Origin of the sequence: Acidocella sp., assembly GCF_052326845.1 — a bacterium.
Classification (GTDB): Bacteria; Pseudomonadota; Alphaproteobacteria; order Acetobacterales; family Acetobacteraceae; genus Acidocella.
In genome coordinates this window covers 1-21,215 of the sequence record NZ_JBKQJR010000099.1, presented here as the reverse complement: position 1 = coordinate 21,215, position 21,215 = coordinate 1, and the positions used below count along the sequence as shown (strand labels likewise).

18 protein-coding genes are annotated in these 21,215 nt (G+C 66.5%); 6 read left to right on the top strand and 12 right to left on the bottom strand.

Features of this window, described 5'->3' with window-relative positions; all coding sequences use genetic code 11:
- Nucleotides 1–185, bottom strand: a 185-nt coding sequence (locus ACLPJJ_RS06455) for a hypothetical protein (protein ID WP_443590124.1), incomplete at its 3' end; no start/stop codon positions are given.
- Between the two features lie 496 nt (nt 186–681).
- Between ACLPJJ_RS06455 and ACLPJJ_RS06450 the strand changes: the two genes are divergently transcribed.
- On the top strand, nt 682–1,332 hold the full coding sequence (locus ACLPJJ_RS06450; RefSeq protein WP_443590123.1) for a hypothetical protein: 651 nt from the start codon (nt 682–684) through the stop codon (nt 1,330–1,332).
- Between the two features lie 34 nt (nt 1,333–1,366).
- On the opposite strand, the gene ACLPJJ_RS06445 is transcribed toward ACLPJJ_RS06450, so the two are convergent.
- The 6 genes from ACLPJJ_RS06445 to ACLPJJ_RS06420 all read right to left on the bottom strand — a co-directional run bounded on the left by ACLPJJ_RS06445 (nt 1,367) and on the right by ACLPJJ_RS06420 (nt 10,714).
- The gene (locus ACLPJJ_RS06445) at nt 1,367–1,828 is read right to left on the bottom strand and encodes an RrF2 family transcriptional regulator (RefSeq protein ID WP_443590122.1); all 462 of its coding nucleotides are present in this window, start codon (nt 1,826–1,828) and stop codon (nt 1,367–1,369) included.
- Between the two features lie 121 nt (nt 1,829–1,949).
- Nucleotides 1,950–3,527 (bottom strand): NAD(P)/FAD-dependent oxidoreductase, encoded by a 1,578-nt coding sequence (locus ACLPJJ_RS06440; RefSeq protein ID WP_443590125.1) that lies wholly within the window; start codon nt 3,525–3,527, stop codon nt 1,950–1,952.
- 75 nt (nt 3,528–3,602) lie between these two features.
- Entirely contained in the window at nt 3,603–6,929 is a 3,327-nt protein-coding gene (locus tag ACLPJJ_RS06435) for a transglutaminase family protein (protein WP_443590121.1), read from the bottom strand.
- A 115-nt stretch (nt 6,930–7,044) separates the two neighbouring features.
- Nucleotides 7,045–8,268: a tyrosine--tRNA ligase gene (gene tyrS, locus ACLPJJ_RS06430; RefSeq protein WP_443590120.1), complete on the bottom strand. Its 1,224-nt coding sequence runs from the start codon at nt 8,266–8,268 to the stop codon at nt 7,045–7,047.
- Between the two features lie 2 nt (nt 8,269–8,270).
- Nucleotides 8,271–9,485, bottom strand: a complete 1,215-nt coding sequence (locus tag ACLPJJ_RS06425) for a glycosyltransferase family 87 protein (RefSeq protein WP_443590119.1) — start codon at nt 9,483–9,485, stop codon at nt 8,271–8,273.
- An 8-nt stretch (nt 9,486–9,493) separates the two neighbouring features.
- Nucleotides 9,494–10,714, bottom strand: coding sequence for a glycosyltransferase family 87 protein (locus tag ACLPJJ_RS06420; protein WP_443590118.1), 1,221 nt, complete (start codon nt 10,712–10,714; stop codon nt 9,494–9,496).
- Nucleotides 10,715–10,863: 149 nt separating this feature from the next.
- Between ACLPJJ_RS06420 and ACLPJJ_RS06415 the strand changes: the two genes are divergently transcribed.
- Nucleotides 10,864–11,946: an anhydro-N-acetylmuramic acid kinase gene (locus tag ACLPJJ_RS06415; RefSeq protein WP_443590117.1), complete on the top strand. Its 1,083-nt coding sequence runs from the start codon at nt 10,864–10,866 to the stop codon at nt 11,944–11,946.
- Here the strand turns inward: ACLPJJ_RS06415 and ACLPJJ_RS06410 are convergent.
- Together ACLPJJ_RS06410 and ACLPJJ_RS06405 are read right to left on the bottom strand one after the other, a co-directional pair.
- Nucleotides 11,928–13,685 carry a hypothetical protein gene (locus tag ACLPJJ_RS06410; protein ID WP_443590116.1) on the bottom strand — a complete coding sequence of 586 codons (1,758 nt, stop codon included), beginning with the start codon at nt 13,683–13,685 and terminating at the stop codon, nt 11,928–11,930. The genes ACLPJJ_RS06415 and ACLPJJ_RS06410 overlap by 19 nt on opposite strands.
- Nucleotides 13,685–15,115 (bottom strand): FMN-binding glutamate synthase family protein, encoded by a 1,431-nt coding sequence (locus tag ACLPJJ_RS06405; RefSeq protein WP_443590115.1) that lies wholly within the window; start codon nt 15,113–15,115, stop codon nt 13,685–13,687. The genes ACLPJJ_RS06410 and ACLPJJ_RS06405 overlap by 1 nt, the downstream gene beginning before the upstream one ends.
- Nucleotides 15,116–15,220: 105 nt before the next feature.
- Here ACLPJJ_RS06405 and ACLPJJ_RS06400 point away from each other — a divergent pair, with 105 nt between their 5' ends.
- The gene (locus ACLPJJ_RS06400) at nt 15,221–15,796 is read left to right on the top strand and encodes a tyrosine phosphatase family protein (RefSeq protein ID WP_443590114.1); all 576 of its coding nucleotides are present in this window, start codon (nt 15,221–15,223) and stop codon (nt 15,794–15,796) included.
- A 4-nt stretch (nt 15,797–15,800) separates the two neighbouring features.
- Here the strand turns inward: ACLPJJ_RS06400 and ACLPJJ_RS06395 are convergent, their stop codons facing one another.
- Nucleotides 15,801–17,153, bottom strand: a complete 1,353-nt coding sequence (locus ACLPJJ_RS06395; protein WP_443590113.1) for a sensor histidine kinase — start codon at nt 17,151–17,153, stop codon at nt 15,801–15,803.
- A gap of 8 nt (nt 17,154–17,161) precedes the next feature.
- Nucleotides 17,162–18,355 carry a penicillin-binding protein activator gene (locus tag ACLPJJ_RS06390; RefSeq protein ID WP_443590112.1) on the bottom strand — a complete coding sequence of 398 codons (1,194 nt, stop codon included), beginning with the start codon at nt 18,353–18,355 and terminating at the stop codon, nt 17,162–17,164.
- A 56-nt stretch (nt 18,356–18,411) separates the two neighbouring features.
- On the opposite strand from ACLPJJ_RS06390, the gene rsmI reads away from it, so the two are divergent.
- Complete coding sequence (gene rsmI / locus ACLPJJ_RS06385) at nt 18,412–19,335, top strand: 16S rRNA (cytidine(1402)-2'-O)-methyltransferase (protein ID WP_443590111.1); 924 nt, start codon at nt 18,412–18,414, stop codon at nt 19,333–19,335.
- Between the two features lie 7 nt (nt 19,336–19,342).
- Here rsmI and pdxH read toward each other — a convergent pair whose 3' ends face one another.
- Entirely contained in the window at nt 19,343–19,921 is a 579-nt protein-coding gene (gene pdxH, locus ACLPJJ_RS06380) for a pyridoxamine 5'-phosphate oxidase (RefSeq protein WP_443590110.1), read from the bottom strand.
- Between the two features lie 102 nt (nt 19,922–20,023).
- Here pdxH and fabI point away from each other — a divergent pair, with 102 nt between their 5' ends.
- Both fabI and ACLPJJ_RS06370 read left to right on the top strand, forming a co-directional pair.
- Entirely contained in the window at nt 20,024–20,866 is an 843-nt protein-coding gene (gene fabI / locus ACLPJJ_RS06375) for an enoyl-ACP reductase FabI (protein WP_443590109.1), read from the top strand.
- 3 nt (nt 20,867–20,869) lie between these two features.
- Nucleotides 20,870–21,215 (top strand): chorismate synthase (locus ACLPJJ_RS06370; RefSeq protein WP_443590108.1); only part of this gene is annotated, 346 nt, incomplete at its 3' end.

Genomic DNA, 21,215 nt, shown 5'->3' with positions numbered 1-21,215 from the left:
CACTGCGGATCCACCGCATCGCCCGACACATAGGGGCGCGCGCCCGCCGGGGCCTCCTGGGTGTACGATGGCGGGACAGCCGGGTGCGGCGCCTGGAAGTTGGGGCCCATCATGCAGCCGGAAAGGGACAGCGACAGGCAGCCAGTGCCTAGCAGTTTAACACGGCGCGAGGCGGCGGAAGACACGTGGCGAGACTCCGTTTTTGGCCATTTTCGAGCGTGGCGCGCATGCATAGCATGCTGAACCAGACCGAAAAGGTGCTAATTCCCGCACCTCGGACAAACGTCAACCTGATTGCCCGAATAGCTCCCAACCACTTGCGGCAACACATTTCAATTTCCGGATGCGGGGCGGATTTTGCGCTGCCCTGTTTTGCAACAGATCGTGGCGATTCACCGTGTTCCAGGCCTTGCAGGCGCCGCCTGTCGCCGTGAATGTATACTACTTTAACGCGAAACGTAGGTTTCATCATGCGCTGTGCCGCATGGATGGCGCAATGCGGCATCGCGTAAGCCGTATTCCCTATTCTCAGAGGCTTATCTGGTGGCTTGGAGATTTTCTCTTACGCCACTTCAGGTGGAGTTAATTTTTAACGAAGCGGAAATATCGCTTGCATCCGATTCGTTTTTGGTCAGTATTCTATTTTAGGTTGTGATTATAAACCAAGCTAAGGGATCTTAAATGGCTGCCGTGACGACTATGGATGCGCTCGTCCGACATAAACTCCGGTCCTGGCCCCAGCACCCGCCCGGCCTTGCCGATCATGACATGGGCGCGCGCGGCTCATGGATGCGCGCCCGCCCCGGCACGGTGGACGACCTCGACCATCCCTATCTCAAGCTGCCCGGCAGCAACCGGCTGCGCACGATTCCCGATGGGCTTTGGCTATGCTTCGGCGGCACGGAGCGTGACCCGTATGTGGACCTCTTCGCCATCGAGGCCTGCGGCGGGTTCCAAAACCTGCTGGACAAGCGCTCGCGCTTCGCGCCCTCCATGCATTCCCTCCTCGCGGTCTGCCCGCTGGAGTGGCTGAACCAGCCGGTTTCCCTTACCAACGGCATGCAGCGCTGGCGCTATACCGGGCTGCTGCGCGACGAGCCGCGCGGTCCGCTTGTGCTGCCGGTGCGCGACATACGGGTGATGTATGCGCTGCGACCACGCCACTACGAGCATTTCGCCTCGACGCAGATCCCGCACGCCCATGAATTCTTCGCCCCGATCAGCGCGCTGATCGGGCCGGAGGGCTGGCAGCACCCCACGTTACGGGCCTTCATCGCCCGTACTTCGCCGCGCGCCAATTTCTGGGAATTCGCCGGCGCCTCAGCCGCCTGAGGCGAAATCCAAGTATAGCGCTAGGCCGAGGATATCAGCCCGCGGCCGGCACCGCCGCAGCCAAGGCCCCGGCGGCGGACTTGCCCTCGGCCACGGCCTTGGCCAGCGAGGTGCCGTCCAGCTCATTGGCGATGGCATCGCGCACACGGCGCATCACGCGGCGAATCTCGCAGGCCTGCTCGTCCTTGCACTCATCGCAGCGGCGGTAATAATTCACGCTCACGCAGGCGAGCGGCGCCAGCGCGCCGTCCATGATTCGCACAACCTGGCCGAAGGTGATGAGATCCGCGGGCTTGGCCAGCGCGTATCCACCCCCGCGCCCACGCCGGGAGCGCACGATGCCGTTGCGGTTCAACTCCAGCAGGATCGCCTCGAGGAATTTCTTCGGCAGGTTCTCGCGCTCGGCGATCTCGCTCACCAGCAGCAGATTGTCGCTGTTTTCCTTGGCCAGCACCATCAGGGCCTGCAAGGCGTATTTGCATTTTTGCGACAACATATTTCTATTCCTTAACCCAGCCAGCTTATCGTCTTTTATCTACAACACGGTTTTCCGATAGGAAATACTTTTCCCGTGCGATGATATGGCATCTCTCTATAGAATTTCTAGATAAAAAGACTCAAGCCGCGCCCAAAATGCTCAAGCCTACCGCTTCGGCGGCCTTGATACCATCCACCCCGGCCGAGAGAATGCCGCCCGCGTAGCCCGCCCCCTCGCCCGCCGGGTACAGCCCGCGCACGTTGAGCGAGCAGAAATCCTTGCCACGGGTGATGCGCAATGGCGAGGACGTGCGGGTTTCCACCCCGGTGAGCACCGCATCCGGCCGGTCGAAGCCCACGATCTGGCGGCCGAAGGCGGGAAGCGCCTCGCGGATGGCGGCGATGGCGTAATCGGGCAGGGTCGATGCCAAATCGGTGAGGTGAACGCCGGGCTTGTAGGAGGGCAGCACCTCGCCGAACTCTTTCGAGTCGCGCCCGGCCAGGAAATCCCCCACCAACTGGCCCGGCGCCTTATAGGCGCCGCCCCCCGCCACGTAAGCCGCGCTCTCCCAGCGGCGCTGGAACTCCACCCCGGCCAGCACGCCGCCCGGATAGTCATCCGGCGTGATGCCCACCACGATGCCCGCATTGGCGTTGCGCTCGGCGCGGGAATACTGGCTCATGCCGTTGGTCACGACGCGCTCCGGCTCGGAGGTGGCGGCGACCACCGTGCCGCCCGGGCACATGCAGAAGGAGTACACCGCACGGCCATTTTTGGCGTGATGAACCAGCTTGTAATCCGCAGCACCCAGAAGCGGGTTGCCGGCATTGGGCCCGAAACGGTGGCGGTCGATCATCGACTGCGGATGCTCGATGCGGAAGCCGACGGAGAAGGGCTTCGCCTCCATGAACACGCCGCGCTCGTGCAGCGTGGCAAAGGTGTCCCGCGCAGAATGGCCAATGGCCAGCACCACATGGTCCGTCTCGATCCGCTCGCCCGAGGCCAGCACCACCCCGCGCATCTGGCCGTCCCGGATGTCGAAATCCGTCACCTTCTCGCCGAAGCGGTACTCGCCGCCCAGGGCCTCCACCTTGGCGCGGATGGATTCCACCATGCTCACCAGCCGGAACGTGCCGATATGCGGCTTGGCCACGTAGAGGATCTCCTCAGGCGCCCCAGCGGCCACGAATTCCGTGAGCACCTTACGGCCCAGATGGCGCGGGTCCTTGATCTGCGAGTAGAGCTTGCCGTCGGAGAAGGTCCCTGCCCCGCCCTCGCCGAACTGCACGTTGGATTCGGGGTTCAACTCGCCGCGCCGCCACAGGCCCCAAGTGTCCTTGGTCCGCTGGCGCACCACCTTGCCGCGCTCCAGGATGATCGGGCAGAAGCCCATCTCGGCCAGGATGAGCGCCGCGAAGATGCCGCACGGCCCGGTGCCGATGACGACGGGGCGCTTTTGCGGCCGGTTCTTCGCGCGGGCGACGAATTTGTAGCTCACGTCCGGGCTGGGCTCGCCAGCGGTCACGTCCACGGCCAGCTCGGCGTCGATGGTGTAAACCAGCTTGATGTCGGCCTTGCGCCGGGCATCCCAGGCGCGGCGGTAAACGCTGTAGGAGAGCACGGCCGCCTCCGGCACGCCGAACCCGGCGGCGATGGCGGCGCGCAGCTCGGCCTCGGTATGGTTCAACGGCAGGCGGAGTTCGGTCAGGCGGCGCATGTTGGTCCTCATGCGCCAGCCTCTACAACCGGAGCGCCGCCAGTGCCAACGCCTCTTGGTCGGCGGCGCCCGGGGTTAAGCCCGGCGCAGATCCAGCGTGCGCGGATATTCCGGCCCGGGCACGGTCTGCGGCTCCGGGCAGGCCCCTGGCGTATGGCCGAAGGCGTAGAAGCGCGAGCGGCGGCGTGCCTCGGCGGAGTTGGAGTTCACGGGGAAATCCTCGTAAGCCCGCCCGCCCGGATGCGCGACATGGTGCGTCATGCCGCCCAGGCTGCGACCGGTCCAGCGGTCATACACGTCGAAGATCAGCGGCACCTGCGCGCCGATGGTCGGGTGCAGCGCCGAGTAGGGCTGCCAGGCCTTGAAGCGCACGCCCGCGACATATTCGCCCTGCGTTTCCGTGCGCTGCAACGGCATGGCCGCGCCGTTGCAGGCGAGCACGTAGCGTTCGTCCACCCAGCCATTCACCTTCACCTGCAGGCGCTCGGCGGAGCTGTCCACATAGCGTGCCGTGCCGCTGGAGGTCTGTTCCTCGCCCAGCACGTGCCAGGGTTCCAGCGCATGGCGGAGTTCGAGCTGGATGTCGCGCACCGCCACCTCGCCCAGCTTGGGGAAGCGGAACTCCACATGCGGCGCGAACCACTCCTTATCCAGCGGGAAGCCGTAGGCCGCCAGCTCCTCCAACGCACCCTTGAAATCGGCCTCGTTGTAATGCGGCAGCAGGAACTCGTCGTGCAGGCGCGTGCCCCAGCGCACCAGCGAGCGCTCATATGGCCGCTCCCAGAACGCCGCGATGGCCGAGCGCATCAGCAGCATCTGCGCGGTGGACATCTCGGCATGCGGCGGCATCTCGAAGGCGCGGAACTCCACCAGCCCGCGCCGGCCTGAGCCACCGGTGGGGTTATACATTTTATCGATGCAGAATTCCGTGCGATGGCCGTTGCCGGTCATGTCGCACAGGATGTTGCGGAACAGCCGGTCCACCAGCCAGGGTGGCGTCTGCGTCTGGCGGCTCACCTGCTGGAAGGCGATTTCCAGCTCGTTCACCGCGTCGTCACGGGCTTCGTCGATGCGCGGATGCTGCGAGGACGGGCCGATGAAGAGACCGGAGAACAGGAAGCTGAGCGACGGGTGGTTGTGCCAAAAGCCGAGCATCGACTTCAGCAGATCGGGCCGGCGCAGGAACGGGCTGTCGGCAGGCGTGGCCCCGCCCATCACCACATGGTTGCCGCCGCCCGTACCCACATGCCGGCCATCCAGCATGAACTTCTCCGCCGCCAGCCCCACCTCGCGCGCCGCCTCGTAGAGTTGCCCGGTGCGCTCCACCATCTCGCCCCAACTGCCGGCGGGGTGGATGTTGACCTCGATCACTCCCGGGTCTGGCGTAACGGAGAAATTGGTTACGCGCGGGTCCTCGGGTGGCAGATAGCCTTCCAGGATCACCTTGCGGTCAAACTCGGCGGCGGTTTCCTCGATGGCGGCGGTGAGTTCCAGCCAGTCTGCCACATCGTAGAGCGGCGGGTAGAACACATGGATGATGCCATCACGCGCCTCGACGCAGAGCGCGGTGCGGACGATTCCCGGCTCCTCGCGCCCGACCACCGGGGCATCCTGCGGCACGGGACGGAAACCCTCGATGCCGGTGCCGTTATGCACCTCGCGGCGCAACTGCATGGAGTCGCGCCGGGGCAACTTCTCGCGCGGGGCGAACGGATCGAGCTCGAAATCCTGCTCGATATGCGACAGCTCGGCCCAGGGCAGGCTTTCCAGCGGCAGGCGCAGGCCGATGGGGCTGTCGCCAGGGATGAGGAACATCACGTCGTCGCGGAAGAACCACGGGCCCGACTGCCAGCGGCGCTGCCCGTCCATGATGACACGGCGCAGCGGCAGCACCGAGCCGACAGACGAGGCCAGCCCCTGGCCGAACACCTTGGCCAGACGCGCACGCTCCAGCGGGTCGTTTAGCTTGGAATCCTCCACGATCACGTTGGCGGGGAGGCGCTTCTCCTTCCAGAGGTAGTAGTGGATGTCCTCGTAAGCCCTGTTGACGAGGCCGGGGTCTACCTGCAGGCGCTCGGCCAGCGCCGCTGCGAATTCCGTCGTATCCGCCGCGGTGGCGTTGTCGGTATCATCGTCGCTCGCCAGAAGCTCGGGGTTCTTCCACACCGGCTCGCCATCGGCCCGCCAATGCGCGTGGATGGCCCAGCGCGGTAGTTGCTCGCCGGGGTAGTGCTTGCCCATGTTGTAGGTAAGCGCCGCGCCCTTGCCCCAGAGCGGCGTGAGCTTGCGGATCAGCCGTCCGGCATAGTGCCGCTTGGTCGGGCCCAGCGCGTCGATATTCCATTCCTCGCCCTCATGGTCGGTGGCGGAAACGAAAGTCGGCTCGCCGCCCATGGTCAGGCGCACATCGCCCTTGAGCAGCGCGCGGTCCACGGCAGCACCTCGGGCCAGAATGTCCTGCCACTGCCTCGAGGTATAGGGCTTGGTCACGCGCGGGGTCTCGGAGACGCGCCGCACTTCCATGTGGAAGTCGAATTCCGCCTCCGTTCCGTCCTCCGCCACGAACCCGCCGGAAATCGGCGCCGCCGATTGCGGGGACGGCGTGGCCGCCAGCGGGATATGTCCCTCGCCCGCGAACAGGCCGGAGGTGGGATCCAGCCCGACCCAGCCAGCGCCGGGCAGATACACCTCGGCCCAGGCGTGCAGATCGGTGAAGTCGGCCTCCGGCCCGGCCGCGCCGCCATCCACGGGCTTCACGTCGGCGGTGAGCTGGATCAGATAGCCCGACACGAAGCGCGCGGCGTAGCCCAGATGCCGCAGCAGATTGACCGCCAGCCAGGCGGAATCGCGGCAGGAGCCCTTGCCCAGCTCCAGAGTTTCCTCCGGCGTATACACGCCCGGCTCCAGGCGCACGACATAGGCGGTGCGCTCATGCAGGACGCGGTTGACCTCCACCAGCATGTCGACGGTGCGCAGCTCCCTGTCCTTAAACTTCGCCCGCATCTCCTCGATGAGCGCGGTAAGCAGCGGGCCGGGTGTGTTCAGCACGCGGAACGGGGCCAGTTCCTCGGCCAGCATGTCGTCGTAGGCGAAGGGGTAGGTCTCGCCCTGCGGCTCCAGGAAGAAGTCGAACGGGTTGATCGTAGCCATATCGGCAACCACGTCCACCACCACGTCGAAATGCGTCACCCGCTCCGGGAACACCACGCGCGCCAGGAAGTTCCCCTGCGGGTCCTGCTGCCAGTTGAGGAAGTGCGGCTTGGGCGAGACCTGTAGCGAATAGGAAATGATCGGGGTGCGGGCATACGGCGCCGGGCGCAGGCGGATGGTCTGCGGACCCAGCGTGACCGGGCGGTCATATTTGTACGAGGTGCGATGCGTGATGGCGGCGCGGATCGACATGCAGGCTCCTTGCGTTCCGATTAGCAAGTCAACACGCATGCGAGTTTTTTGCAACGTAACGAAAGGCCATTACGTGCGCATTTTTTTTGTCCCATGCCGGCGTGGCAGGCGGCTATTAGCCCAGCTTGACCAGAACGTGGTGTTTCTTGCCGGCCGAGAGCTTCTGCTCCGGCTTGGGCGTAATCAGCTGCGCCTCGTCGGCGATCACCATGTCATCCACCCGGCCGCCGCCGCCGCGGATCAGCCGCCGTGCCTCGCCATTGGTGGCGGCGAGCCCAGCCTTCACGAACAGCGCGAAAGCGGGGATGCCCTCGCCGAACTCGGCTTCGGGGACTGTGATGCTCGGCAGTCCTTCCGCCGCTACGCCCTGCTCGAACAGCTTGCGCGCGGCCTCGGCGGCTTCCTCGGCGGCGGCACGGCCATGGGCCAGGGCGGTGGCCTTGGTGGCCAGGATGATCTTGGCCTGGTTGATCTCGGCCCCACCAAGCGTCTCCACCCGGGCGATCTCGTCCAGCGGCAGGTCGGTGAACAGCTTGAGGAACCGGCCAACATCGGCATCCTCGGTATTCCGCCAGAACTGCCAGTAGTTGTAGGGGCTGAGCTTCTCGGCGCTCAGCCACACCGCGCCGGCGGCGGACTTGCCCATCTTGGCGCCGGAGGCGGTGGTGATTAGCGGCGTGGTCAGGCCAAACACGCCCTTCTGCTCGGTACGGCGCACCAGCTCGATGCCGGAGACGATGTTGCCCCACTGGTCCGAGCCGCCCATCTGCAGCGTTACGCCGAAGCGGCGGTTCAGCTCGCGGAAATCGTAGCTCTGCAGGATGGAGTAGTTGAACTCCAGGAAGGTGAGTCCCTGCTCGCGGTCGAGCCGCTGTTTCACGGAGTCGAAGGAGAGCATCCGGTTGATCGAGAAATGCACGCCGACATCGCGCAGCAGGGCGATGTAGGAGAGCTTGTCCAGCCAGTCGGCGTTGTTCACCAGCTCCGCCCCGGCGGAAAAGTCGATGAAGGCTTCCAGGTTCTTGCGGATGCCGATGAGGTTCTTGCCGATCTGCTCGTCCGAGAGAAGCTGGCGGGCTTCTTCGCGGAAGGAGGGGTCGCCGATGCGCGTGGTGCCGCCGCCCAGCAGCGCCACCGGCTTGTGCCCATGCTTCTGGAACAGACGCAGCAGCATGATCGGGATCATATGCCCGACATGCAGGGAGTCCGCCGTCAGGTCGAACCCGGCATAGCCCGCGATCGGCCCGGCGGCACAGGCGGCGTCCAGCGCCTCCTCGTCGGTGCATTGAAACACAAAGCCGCGGGCCTTCGCCTCGGCCAGAAATTCGCTTTTCGCCATCATCACGCTCCTGTGGGCCGGGGCGGTAGCACAGCGGCACGGGCGCGCAAAGCTGCGCGCAGCAGGGCGGCGAGCACAAAAACAGGGGTGAGCAACACCCCAGTGGCGATGGACACCACCAGGCAGAAGCCCGGCCAGAGCCAGAGAACCGCGTCCAGCATGCCGATGCGCCAGCCGCGCCGCCGCGCCGCCTCGGCCAGCACCAGGGAGTAGGCAACCATGTCCGTGCTGTAGCCGTACGGTGTAGCCAGCAGTGAGAGATACACGGCGATCTCCGTAAACGCCGGGCCAGGGAGCCGTGGCCGCAGCCAGAACAGGGCGCCGGCCGCAGCCAGCGCGCATATGGCTTGCAGGGCCAGGGCGGGCTGCACGCCCAGCCGGTGGCTGCGCAGCAGCCAGTAGATGGAAACGCCCCAGCCCTGCGAGGTCGCGGGATCGAACGGCGCGGCCATGATCCGTGCCGTTTCCGCGTGGCCGAGCATGTAATACGCCCGCCATGCGGCCGGACCAAAGATCCAGGCCGAAGCCCCGGCCAGCGCCAGCACCCACAGCGCGAACACGCTGAGGCCGCGCCAGTTCCGCTGCGCCAGATACACCGCTGGCACGAGCAGCCCGATCTGCGGCTTGGCCGCGAGCAGCCCAAGCAGCCCGCCGCTCAACGCCGGACGCCGTTCGGCCAGCAACAGCCCCGCCAGCAGCAGCGAGCCGCCAAGCGCGCCGAGTTGGGCGACCTCGGTGTTCAGCAGCGCCGCTGGGCTGAACAGCCCGGCGGCAATGACCAGCCAATGCACCCGCGCCAGCCGGAGAACAGCCGCCGCCAGCGCCAAGGTGCCGAACATCCACGCGAATGCGCCCCATTCGAACGGCAGGTGCGAAACCGCCGCGACCGGCAGCAACATAGTCGGCGGATAGAAGAACGTTTCAATATTCGGGCTGGGCGGCAGCATCGTGTTCACGGCGCGGATAAAGGCCGGGGCGGAATAGAGCGTCGCGTAGTCATGTGCGCGGGCCAGAATCCCTGCCGGCCAGAACACAGAGAAATCGCACTCGGGCTTGTTGCATGGCAGGTCATTTCCAATGGGCCGACCCGTTAGGTAGCCGAAGCGCGGCGCCATATGCTCCGCAAACGCCACCAGAAACACGCCCCAGAACGACACGAGCAGCCCCCAAGCACCTAAGGTGTTCGTCAACCGCGCATATTCCCGCAATCTCAGCATGATCGCACTCATGCCAGCCTTAGCGCGTCACGCCTTTGCAGCAACCCGGCCTCATGCGCCTCGCGCGCCAGTGCCAGCAGTACAACAAGCGGGGTGAAGAGAATGCCCGTCTGTTCAGAGACAATCTGGCACGCGACCGGCCAGATCCAGAACAGCACATCCAGCATGCCGATGCGCCAGCACCGGCGCTCCGCCAGCGCCGCCAGCACGATGGACCAGGCCACCATGTCATCGTCATAGCCGTAGGGCGTGGCCAGCAGCGAGAGGATCACCGTCAGCGCCACCTGGTCCAGCCGCGCCAGATCGCGCCGCTGCCAGATATAGGCCGCCCCCAGCATAGCGAGGATTGTGCACACGCCCTGCACCGCGTAGGCCACGGGCAGCCCGGCATGCAGGCTGCGCAGCATCCAGAAGATCGAGACGCCGTCGCCTGCATAAGCCCTGGAATCGAACGGCGCATTCAACACCGCCATCGCGTGCGGGCTACCGGCAACATGGTAGGCAGCCCAGCACGCGGGTCCGAAAAACACCATGGTCAGCGCGAGCAGCACCCCGCAGGCCGCCGCAAATCCCATCAGCCCGCGCCAATTCCATTGCCCCGCGAACATTGCCGGCACCAATATGCCGATCTGCGGTTTGCACGCGAGCACCCCCAGCAGCACGCCCCCCCGCCAAGGTGCCGTGCCAGCCAGGAACAATCCGGCGACGAGAATCGCATCGCCAATGACCCCCAACTGCCCCAACTCGGTGTTCCACAGCGCCGCCGGGCTCAACAGCCCGGCCACGATCACGGGCCAGGAGAGCCCAGAGCGGCGCAGCAGCCAAGCCGCCAAAGCGATGAATCCAAGGGTCCAGACAAAAAAACCCAACTCGAATGGTAGATAGGAGATGAGCACGCTCGGCAGCAGCATTGCCGGCGGGTAGAAAAAAGCGTCCAGATTGGCCGAGGCCGCAAGCACATGGCGCTGCACGGCGAGGAAAGCCACGGAGTTGTATATCTGCGAAAACGCATGCTGGCGCGCCAGCAGCCCAGCGGGCCAGAAGGCGGAGAAATCACATTCAGGCGTGATACATGGCGGATCATTGCCAATTGGCCGCCCGGCCAGATACCCCAGCCGGGGCAGCATTTTAATTGCGAACACCTGCAGCACTATCACCCAGAAGAAGCCGAGCGCCGCGTAGCTCGCCATCCGCCAGAACAGCCGCACATTGTCCAACAAACGCTGCAACGCCGCCCCTTCCAGCCAACTCGCTTCAAGCCCGGGCTTTAGGACATAAACTACGCCGCGTCGCAATCGCCCTTTTCCTCTGATAGCGCGGCGTGCGAAACCCCAGAGCCATGGGCATTCTTCCTTCCAAGCAACAGCCAGCTCACGCCATGCCCACCCCAGCCCTCCGCGCCATCGGCCTCATGTCCGGCACTTCGCTGGATGGCGTGGACGCCGCCTGGATCGAGACTGACGGCGAGCGGATCACCCATTTCGGCCCCACGGTGATGCTACGCTATGAGGAGGATCTACGCGCCGATCTGCGCCGTTTGCTCGACCTCGCCCCCGCCCTCACCGCGGATGACCCGTTCCTGAAGCAGGTGGAGGAGCGGCTCACCCGTGACCATGCCATCGCCGTGAGCATGGTCGGGCGCTCGGCCGATGTTATCGGCTTCCACGGCCAGACAATTCTGCACGCGCCCGAGGCGCACCGGACATGGCAGATCGGCGATGCCGCACTGCTCGCGCATATCGCGCGCATCCCCGTGGTGCATGATTTCCGCAGCGCAGATGTCGCGGCGGGCGGCCAGGGCGCGCCTTTCGCGCCGCTGTTCCACGCGGCCATGGCGGCGGCTCTGCCCAAGCCTTTGCTGGTGGTGAACATCGGCGGCGTCGCCAACATCACCTGGCTGGGGCCGAGCGGCGAGATCATCGCCTGCGACACCGGCCCCGGCAACGGCCCGCTGGACGATCTGGCACAGAAACATCTCGCCCAGCCATACGACAAGGACGGGGCGCTGGCCGCCTCGGGTCGCGTGGACGAAGCCCGGCTCGCCACGCTGCTGGCACACCCGTACTTCGCCCGCCCGGCGCCGAAATCGCTGGACCGGCTGACCTTCTCCAGCCTCATCGCCCAGGCCATTGACGGGCTGACCCCCGCGGATGCCGCCGCGACACTGGCCGCGTTTTCCGCCACGGCCATCGTCCGCGCGCCAGTGCCCGCCCCGCCGTTGCGCGTGCTGGTGGCGGGCGGCGGACGGCACAACAAGCACCTGATGAATCTGCTGGCGGAGCAATTCCCCGTGCCGGTGCAACCCGTGGAAGCGGCGGGATGGAATGGCGATGCACTGGAGGCACAGTGTTTCGCCTATCTAGCCGTGCGCTCCCTGCGCGGCTTGCCGCTCTCGCTGCCCTCCACCACCGGCGTGCCGGAGCCGCTTACCGGCGGACGGCTTCAGCGGGTTGTTTTGTAAAGCATCCACCCATCCGCGTTCTGGCCGGCCAGAGCCAGCCAGGGCGGCGGCGTACCCGCCTCCAGCGCGTCCCATAGCGTGTCCTTGGGCAGATCGGCCACCAGCAGGTAACGCCCTGGGCGTGGGCAGAACAGCACATAGGCTGCACCCGTGGCGCTGACCTCAGGTGGCACGGCGCCACCCGGCACCACGCGCCAGGCGGCACGGTCGCGCATGTACCCGGCAACACCATGGTGGAACAGCGAACCCACGGTCTTCACCTGGGTACGGTAGAGCAACTCGGGCGCATCCTCGGGCCCGGCCAGTACCACCTGCCCTGCGGCCTGGGCCAGCAGCGGCGCGATATCGTGCAGCTTGCAACTCGGGTAGCTGTGCGCGGGGGTGGCAGCTACCGCCTTGGGCGCCGGTCTGGCACTCGCCGCCAGTTCCGGCACGCCGAGCACGAGCGCCAGCAGGCCAACCCGCGCCAGGCCGGCGAATTGCGGCTCCTCCGCCAGATCGGCAGTCGCCCGGCTGATCGCCACCGGCAGCAGTGCCGCGGCAAAGGCCGTGGAGAACCCGACGAAGAGCAGGAACTTCGCCCCCAGCGCCAGCGCCACCGCACCGCATGCCGCCAGATACAGCCAGACAACGCGGCCATTGCCGCGCGGCTTCAGCAGCTCAGGCGTCAGCAGCGCGGCAACCTTGTCCTCCCGCCGCAAGCCGCGCCACAGCGCATAAGCCACCGCACAGGCGCCGGGGAACAGGAACACCACCAGCTCCCGCCCGCGCACCGGCATCTGCTCGGTGATGACGCCGAAGAACGCCTTCGCCTCATCCGGCGGCAGAATGCCGTAGGGCCCCAGCACCACCCCTGGAAATATCGCCACCCACACGCCAAACAGCGCCGCCAGCACGGCAAACCCGGCCGGGCTGCGCCAACGCCTGTTCGGCAGCCGCGTCAGCATCGCCGCCCCGGCCAGGAACAGCAGCGCCATAACGGCATAAACGCAGGAGAGCCGGTCCACTTCCGGCGCCAGATACCCGCCCGCAGGCGGGTCCACGAACAGCGCCACCACCAGCACGTCGAAACACCCGGCAGCGGTGGTGAGAAGCACGATAGCGTTCGGCGCTTCAAGCCAGCGCAGCATCAGGCTGGCATAGGCCATCAGCACGAAGGGCATGGTCTCCGGCGTCAGCCAGATGGCGAATCCGCCGCTCACCCCAGCAAGAAACCCGGCCCAGCTATCGCCGCGCCACGCCCGCGCCGTAAACCCGGCGGTGAGCGCGATCATCGCCAGCAGCAGCACATGGTAATGCACCACGCCCGGCACCTCGATGGTCACCACACCGGGCAGGACGGCGGCGGCGATGGCAGCGCTCCACAGATAGCGCCGCAGCGCGAAGGGCTCCACGGCCCAGGCCAGCGCCGCGCCGAGGAACCCCACCCCCAGCGGCCCCAGCGCCACCCCGGCGGCGAACAGCGCCTTGTGCCAGCCGAGGAACGGCGCCAGCGGCGCCGCCATCAGCCACAGCACGATGTCCAGCAGCCGGGACCATTCCACCATCACCCCGGCGCCGGACTGATCCCCGGCCACGCTGGTGAGCAGATGCCCGGCGCGTATGCCCTGCTCGATGCGCAGCAGCCGCATGTAGGAATCCGGGTCCTGCAAATTGCCCGCGAGCACGGCAGGCCAGGCCCCGGCGCCGAGCAGGATGTTCAGCCCGGCGGCGAGGAGAAACAGCGGCAGCAGATACATCAGCCAGCGTGCGCCCTGAACCCTGCCACGCCGCGCTCGATCTCGGTGACATGCCGTGGCGCGAAGAAGCCCGCATCGGTCAGCCCGCAGGAATGCGCGATGATCTCCACCTCGTCGCGCATCTTCTGCGCGTAGCGCGCCACGCGCACGGCTTTGTCCGTGGGGTCGAGCCCCTTGATCAACCGCTCATCCACGGCGGTCACCCCGGTGGGGCAATGGCCGGTGCCGCATTTCATCGCCTGGATGCAGCCGAGCGAGAACATGAAGCCGCGCGCCGAGGACACGAAATCCGCCCCCATGCACAGCGCCCAGGCGACCTTGTCCGGCGTGATGAGCTTGCCCGAAGCGATGATGCGGATGCGGTTCTGCAGCCCGTGCTCGTAGCGCAGCCCGGCGATATAGGGCAGCGCCTGGGTGATCGGCAGGCCCACGTAATCGGCCAGCGGCTCCGGCGCGGCGCCTGTGCCACCCTCGCCGCCGTCGATCTGGATATAATCCGGGCAGTGAGCCGGGTTACTGGCGCAGTCATCGAACCATTCATCGACGAAACGCGGATCGCCCAGCACGAACTTCACCCCCACTGGCTTGCCGGTGACGCGCCGCACGCGCTCGATGAACGCGCCCAGCTCCTGGATGTTGCCGATATCCGTGTGGCGGTTGGGGGAGACGCTGTCCTGCCCCACGGGGATGCCGCGGATCTTGGCGATTTCCGGCGTCACCTTGTGGCCAGGGAGAATGCCGCCCTTGCCGGGTTTTGCGCCCTGGGCGAGCTTCACCTCGAACATCCTCACCTGCGGATAGGCGGCGATCTCGCGCAGCCTGTCCTCGGAGAGGCTGCCCTGCTCGTCGCGCACACCGTATTTCGCCGTGCCGATCTGCATGATCAGATCCGCACCGCCATCGAGATGGAATTGCGAGAGCCCGCCCTCGCCCGTGCTCATCCAGATCCCGGCCATATTCGCCCCGCGCGAGAGTGCGCTCACCGCCGCGTGGCTCAATGCGCCATAGGACATGCCGGAGACGTTGAAGAAGCTCTTGGCCAGAAACGGCTCGCGGCAGGCGCCGGGTCCGTCGGCCACGCCGATTTGCTTGCCGGGATAGGATTTGCGCTCCTCATCCAGCGTGGGGAACGCGGCGTTGCGGAAGATGAAGCTCGGCACATTCTCCGAGCCGAAGCTGATGAGGTTGGAAAGCCCCTTGGCCGAGCGGTACACCCAGCTGCGTTCCAGCCTGTTGAAGGGGCGCTCCGCCCAGTCCGGCATGTACTGGTACTGGCGCATGTACTCGCCCCAGGTTTCGGCAAAATAGCGGACATGGCCGATGACCGGGTAGTTGCGCAAAATGGTGTGCTTGTTCTGCCGCGTGTCGTGCAGATAAACCGCCGCCACTCCCAGCACGACCAGCGTGAGGACAATCTCCAAACCCAACATGTAGCTCCCCTTCTCAGGCTGCCGCAGTCTAGCGGTTCCGCCCCCGGCTTGCCACCCGCGCCGGACTGTTTGACCATCCGGCCAATCGCGTTATCGTGACCGGCAATGCATATTCCCTTTCACATCACCATTTGCGGGCTGGATGAGCTGGCGGCACACGCCAACATGCGGGTCACCCATGTCCTCTCCATTCTCGACCCGGCGCACCCGGTGCCGGAAGTGTTCGGCACCTATGGCGAACACGAGAAGCTGGAGTTGCGCTTCGACGACATCATCGACGAGACACCAGGCAAGACCGCGCCTTCGGAGGCGGATGTGCAGGCGCTGCTGACGTTTGGCCGCGCGGTGGTGCGCGAACCCCGGCCCGGCGCGCATCTGCTGGTGCATTGCCATGCCGGAATTTCCCGTTCCTCGGCCAGCATGGCGCTGCTTGTGGCGCAAGCCGCGCCGAGTCATTCGGGCACGGAAATATTCACGGAGCTGCTGCGCATCCGCCCGCAGATCTGGCCCAATCTGCGCCTTGTGGAACTGGGCGACGCGGCACTGAACCGGGGTGGCGATCTCGTCGCCGCCGCCAGGCAGGTTTACGCGCAGCAAATCGCGCGCGAGCCGCGGCTGGTCGATTATTTCCGTAGCCTGGGGCGCGAGCGGGAGCTGAACGCGGCGCTGGCCGCGCCATAACCGCTCAGCTGCCGCGGCCGGGAAGCCAGATGGTGAAGACCGAGCCTTTGCCGGCATCGCTATCGATAAACAGCCGGCCGCGATGGCGGTTGATTACATGCTTGACGATGGCCAGCCCCAGCCCGGTGCCGCCGATAGCGCGCGAGCGGCCTTTGTCCACGCGGTAGAAGCGCTCGGTCAGGCGGGGAATGTGCTCGCGCGGGATGCCTATGCCGTCATCGGCAACGCTGATGGCCACGCCGCCCGGCTCGAACCGCGTATCCGGCGCAATGGAGGCGGTGAGTTTGATCACCCCGCCGCGCTTGCCGTATTTCAACGCGTTATCCAGCAGGTTGGTGAACACCTGGGTCAGCTGGTCGGCATCGGCGGGGACCTTTGGCAGGTCCGCCGGCACCGCCACCTCCAGCCTTGCGTCATTGGCCTTCAGCATTGGCTCCATTCCGGCGACGATGCGCTCCAGCAGCAGCGGCAGATGCACCAGCTCCTTCGGCGGCGAATGCTCGGTGATTTCGATGCGCGAAAGGTTGAGCAGATCGCCGATGACGCGCTGCATGCGCGCCGCCTGCTCGGCCATGATGCCAAGAAACCGCTGCTGCGCCTCCGGGTCATCCGCCGCGGGGCCGCGCAGGGTCTCAATGAAGCCGATCAGGCTGGCCAGCGGCGTGCGCAGCTCATGGCTGGCATTGGCGACGAAATCCGCGCGCATCTTTTCCAGCGCGCGTTCATGCGTGCGGTCGTTCACCAGCATGTACACCGGCCCGCCGGCCGGGATCATCGTCACATCCAGATCCCGTGCAACCGGCACCGAAAGCGCAACCTCGCGCCGCACCGCCACCTTTATTTCCGCCGCCTCGGCCAGGGCGTCGCGCACATCCGGATGACGCAGCAGCGCGGCTATCTCGCCGCCGAAGCCGGAAATGGCGCTGTCGTTGCGCCAGAGGATCTTGCCGTCCTCGTCCAGCTTCAGAAGCGGGTCCGGCAGGCGCTCGACCAGGGCACGGTCCTCCGCCACGCTGGCAAGCAGCCGGGCGCGAGAGAGGCGCTCGGCATGGACCAGGCGGATTGCCTCCTGCCCTACCTGGCGCATGCCGGGCACCAGCAGCATGGTCTCGCTGGACAGGGCTCCCGCCGCACTGCGCAACGCCCGCAGCAGACGGCTCATCACCACCAAGTCGCGCCCGAGCAGGATGCTGAACGTCCCGCCCACCACGGCGCACGTCCCCCAGGCCAACAGCGCGGGGTACAGAGGCAAATCGCCCAAGAGCACAAGCACCAGGAACACCAGGCTCGGCAGCGCCGCCATGCCCAGGAACAGCGCGAACGCTGCCGGCCAAGCCTTGTCGAGGAGCTTCTGCACCGCGCGCCTTACGGCTGGCTGAGGCTGGCGGGCGCGGGCGAGGTAATCGCGGGCTGCCCTGCCGCAATGGAGAACACCGCCAAGCCTCGCTTCACCGTGCCGTCAGGGCGCAGCGCCAGCACGCCATTGGTGCCGGTGAAGCCCGCGGGGGCGGTGAGCACGTTAGCGGTATAGCCGCCCTGCCCCGCTGCCAGCCTGGCCATGGCCGCGGCGTCGAACGCCACCTCGGCAATGCCCGGAGGCGCCGCGCCGTAGGCGGCCTGGTACTTGCCCTCGAACGTGGCGGCCGCGGCCGGATCGGGTGCTGCGTACATCGCCCCCACCAGCACGCTCTGGCTCGCCATCTGCGGCGCGATCTTCGACCATGGCGCCGGGCCCAGGAGCTGCACCTGCGGCGGGGTGACGTCGTAATAGGGCAGAAAATTCGCCATCTCCGCCAGGGAATTGGGGTCCGTGGCGCCGATGAACAGGGCGTTGAAGCTGGGCGGCGGAATCTGCTGGTGGCGCAGATCGTTGGCCTTCTGCCGGCCCGCGGCGGTGCCCAGGTCCTGCGCCCGCTTGATCTGGTCCATGATGCTCTGGCCGCGATTGGCGAAGCCGGAAATCTGCTCCACCGCCTGGTTCACGCCGGAAAAGCCCGGCTGGTAGAAAGTGATCTGCGCCGCGGGCTCGCCAAGCTGCGCGGTCTCGGCGCTGATCGCGTCGCCCAGATGATGGCCGAAATCGTTGTCCGGCAGCAGCGCCGCCAGTTGCGTGCGCCCGGCATCCGCCGCCACCTGCAACACGCGCTGTACCTGCTGCGCCGGGGTAATGCCCAGCGGCCAGACGCCCGGTGCTGCCACGGTGCCGTCATTGGTGAAGGCCAGCACGTTCACCCCGGCCGAATGGGCGATTGGCGCCACGGCCTGCGTCTCGGCCGAGGTAAGCGGACCGATGATGATGCCATCCCCCGCCGCCAGCCCGGCCTGCGCCGCCGCCGCCGCACCCTGCGGGGTGCCGCCGGTGTCGCGGATGTCCAGCGCCGGGGAGGAATTGGCCGGAAAGGCGAGCTTGGCCGCATTCGCCAGCGCCTGGCCCGCTGGCGCGAGGTTGCCCGTGAGCGGCGCCAGCAGCAGCACGGCGCCGCTGGTGCGGCCATAGACGCTTGGCGCGGATGGCGCCGCCGGAGCCAGCGGCGCGGGCGGCCCGGCGCTGAATGGCATCCGCAGCACTTGACCGGCGCAGCCAGCAAGCGCCAGCGTGCCGCCCAGGAGTAAATATGAGCGAACAGACGACGCAAGGCGAGAATGTGGACGAGACAACGGCACGGCCCTCCGTAAGCGGGGATGATGCGGCTTCATGGCCTGCCCTTGTGCTGGTTTCCACCCCAATCGGCAACCTCCAAGATTTGTCCCCCCGCGCACGGGACACTCTAGCCAAAGTTGATGTGATTCTGTGTGAAGATACGCGAACAAGCGCAACCCTGCTGCGCGCGCACGGAATCGGCACCCGCACCCAGGCCCTGCACGAGCACAACGAATCGGCGCGGATTCCGGCACTGGTCGAGGCGATGCGCGCGGGCACGCGGTTCGCGCTGATCTCGGATGCCGGCACGCCGCTGGTCTCCGACCCTGGCTACCGGCTGGTGCGCGCGGTGATCGAGGCCGGGCTGAAACTCTCCGGCATCCCTGGCCCCAACGCCGCGCTGCTGGCCCTCACCCTCTCGGGCCTGCCGCCGCACCAGTATCTGTTCAGCGGTTTCTTGCCCCCCAAATCCGGCGCCCGCCGGGCTGCACTGCAAAAATTGCGGGGCGCGGAGATGGCGGGCCTTGGCGCGACGCATCTGTTCTACGAGGCTCCGCACCGCCTGGCGGAATTCCTGGCCGACGCCGCCGATGTGCTCGGCCCCCGCCCGGCCGCCGTGTGCCGGGAGCTGACCAAGCATTTCGAGGAGGTGCGCCGGGGCACGCTGGCGGAGCTTGCCGCGCATTACGCCGCGCATGCGCCGCGCGGGGAGATCTGCGTCGTCATCGGCCCGGCGGTGGAAGAAGAAGCCAGTGCCGAGACGCTCGACGCCGCCCTGCGCGCGGCACTCGCCAGCATGTCGGTAAAGGATGCCGCCGCCGCCGTGGCCCTGGCCACAGACCTGCCGAAAAAGCAGGTCTATGCCCGGGCCTTGCAGCTCAGCCAGGACGAAGGCTGAGCGCCGGTCAGGGGTAGAGCCGCCCTGTCTCCCAGCCGGAAGCCGTCTTGCTGAAGGTGAAGCGGTCGTGCAGGCGGAAATCGATCCCCTGCCAGAACTCGAAGTAATCCGGCGCCAGCTTCCAGCCGGACCAGAACTCGGGGCGCGGCACGGGCTGGCCCCGGAAGCGGGTCTCCACCTCCTCCACCCGCGACTCGAACAGCTCGCGCGAGGGCAGCGGGCGGGACTGCTCCGAGGCCCAGGCGCCGATCTGGCTCATGCGCGGGCGGCTGGCGAAATAGGCGTCAGCCTGCGCATCGCTCACCTGCGTCACGGTACCCTCGATGCGCACCTGCCGGGCCAGGCTCTTCCAGTGGAACAGCAGCGCGACATGGTTGTTCGCCTGCATCTCCCGCGCCTTTCGCGAGCCAAGGTTGCCGTAGAACGAGAAACCGGACTTGTCCCAGGACTTCAAGAGCAGGATGCGCACGGACGGACGGCCGTTCTCGCCCACGGTCGCCACGGTCATGGCGTTGGGGTCGTTCGGCTCGCTGCCTTCCGCCGCGGCGAACCATTCGCCGAATTTCTTGAAGGGGTCCTCACTCATTGCAGAAACAAGCCTCCGGATTTCATGCACCCTTGATCGGGTGATATACTCTATGCCACCACCCAGCCTAAGAGACGATAGCACCACGGAGATTTACCCCCCATGCCGCACACCCACGCCGAACTCGCCCCGCCGCGCGGCACACTCATGACCGGCAAGCGCGGGCTCATCATGGGCGTGGCGAATAACCGTTCCATCGCCTGGGCCATCGCGCAGGCCGTGGCGGCACAGGGGGGCGAGGTCGCCTTCACCTATCAGGGCGAGACGCTGGAGAAGCGCGTGCGCCCTCTGGCGGCTTCCATTGGCGCGGATTTCCTTGTTCCGTGCGATGTGTCTGACGACGCCGCCATGGACTCCGCCTTCGAGGCGCTGGACAGGAAATGGGGCAAGATCGACTTCCTGGTCCACGCCATCGGATTCGCGGACAAGAACTTCCTGCGCGGGCGGTATCTGGACACCCCGCGCGACGCGTTCCTGCAGGCGATGGACATCTCCTGCTACTCCTTCCCCGCCGTTGGCCGCCGCGCCGCCGCCCTCATGCCGAATGGCGGCTCGCTGCTGACGCTCACCTATCTCGGCGCCGAGCGCTGGATGCCGCATTACAACGTGATGGGCGTGGCCAAGGCGGCGCTGGAGGCTTCCGTGCGCTACATGGCCGCCGATCTCGGGCGCGACAATATCCGCGTGAACGGCATCTCCGCTGGACCGATCAAGACGCTGGCCGCCAGCGGCATCGGCGATTTCAGCTACATCCTCAAGTGGAACAAGTATAATTCGCCGATGCAGCGCAATGTGGAGCTGGAGGAAGTGGGCGGCGCCGGGTTGTATATGCTCTCCGACCTCTCCAGGGGCGTGACCGGCGAAATCCACCATGTGGATTGCGGCTACCATGTCGTCGGCATGAAGCACCCGGACGCGCCAGACCTGACCATCGCGGGCGACTAGCCCATGTCCTTCAACACGTTCGGGCAGCTTTTCCGGGTCACCACCTGGGGGGAGAGCCACGGCCCGTCCATCGGCTGCGTGGTCGATGGCTGCCCGCCGGGCATTGAGCTGTCCGAGGCGGACATCCAGCCCTATCTGGACAAGCGCCGCCCCGGCCAGTCGCGCTTCTCCACCCAGCGGCAGGAACCTGACCGGGTGCGGATCCTCTCCGGGGTGTATGAGGGCAAGACCACCGGCACGCCGATCTCGCTGCTCATCGAGAATACCGACCAGCGCTCGAAGGACTACGCCAACATCGCCGAACGCTACCGGCCTGGCCATGCCGACGTGGCCTATGACATGAAATACG

Coding starts and splice junctions, on each gene's coding strand:
- rsmI (WP_443590111.1), top strand. CDS start 18,412: ATGAGCGAACAGACGACGCAAGGCGAGAATGTGGACGAGACAACGGCA.
- ACLPJJ_RS06445 (WP_443590122.1), bottom strand. CDS start 1,828: ATGTTGTCGCAAAAATGCAAATACGCCTTGCAGGCCCTGATGGTGCTG.
- pdxH (WP_443590110.1), bottom strand. CDS start 19,921: ATGAGTGAGGACCCCTTCAAGAAATTCGGCGAATGGTTCGCCGCGGCG.
- ACLPJJ_RS06405 (WP_443590115.1), bottom strand. CDS start 15,115: ATGTTGGGTTTGGAGATTGTCCTCACGCTGGTCGTGCTGGGAGTGGCG.
- ACLPJJ_RS06440 (WP_443590125.1), bottom strand. CDS start 3,527: ATGCGCCGCCTGACCGAACTCCGCCTGCCGTTGAACCATACCGAGGCC.
- ACLPJJ_RS06400 (WP_443590114.1), top strand. CDS start 15,221: ATGCATATTCCCTTTCACATCACCATTTGCGGGCTGGATGAGCTGGCG.
- ACLPJJ_RS06450 (WP_443590123.1), top strand. CDS start 682: ATGGCTGCCGTGACGACTATGGATGCGCTCGTCCGACATAAACTCCGG.
- ACLPJJ_RS06415 (WP_443590117.1), top strand. CDS start 10,864: ATGCCCACCCCAGCCCTCCGCGCCATCGGCCTCATGTCCGGCACTTCG.
- fabI (WP_443590109.1), top strand. CDS start 20,024: ATGCCGCACACCCACGCCGAACTCGCCCCGCCGCGCGGCACACTCATG.
- ACLPJJ_RS06410 (WP_443590116.1), bottom strand. CDS start 13,685: ATGTATCTGCTGCCGCTGTTTCTCCTCGCCGCCGGGCTGAACATCCTG.
- ACLPJJ_RS06425 (WP_443590119.1), bottom strand. CDS start 9,485: ATGCTGAGATTGCGGGAATATGCGCGGTTGACGAACACCTTAGGTGCT.
- tyrS (WP_443590120.1), bottom strand. CDS start 8,268: ATGGCGAAAAGCGAATTTCTGGCCGAGGCGAAGGCCCGCGGCTTTGTG.
- ACLPJJ_RS06390 (WP_443590112.1), bottom strand. CDS start 18,355: ATGCCATTCAGCGCCGGGCCGCCCGCGCCGCTGGCTCCGGCGGCGCCA.
- ACLPJJ_RS06435 (WP_443590121.1), bottom strand. CDS start 6,929: ATGTCGATCCGCGCCGCCATCACGCATCGCACCTCGTACAAATATGAC.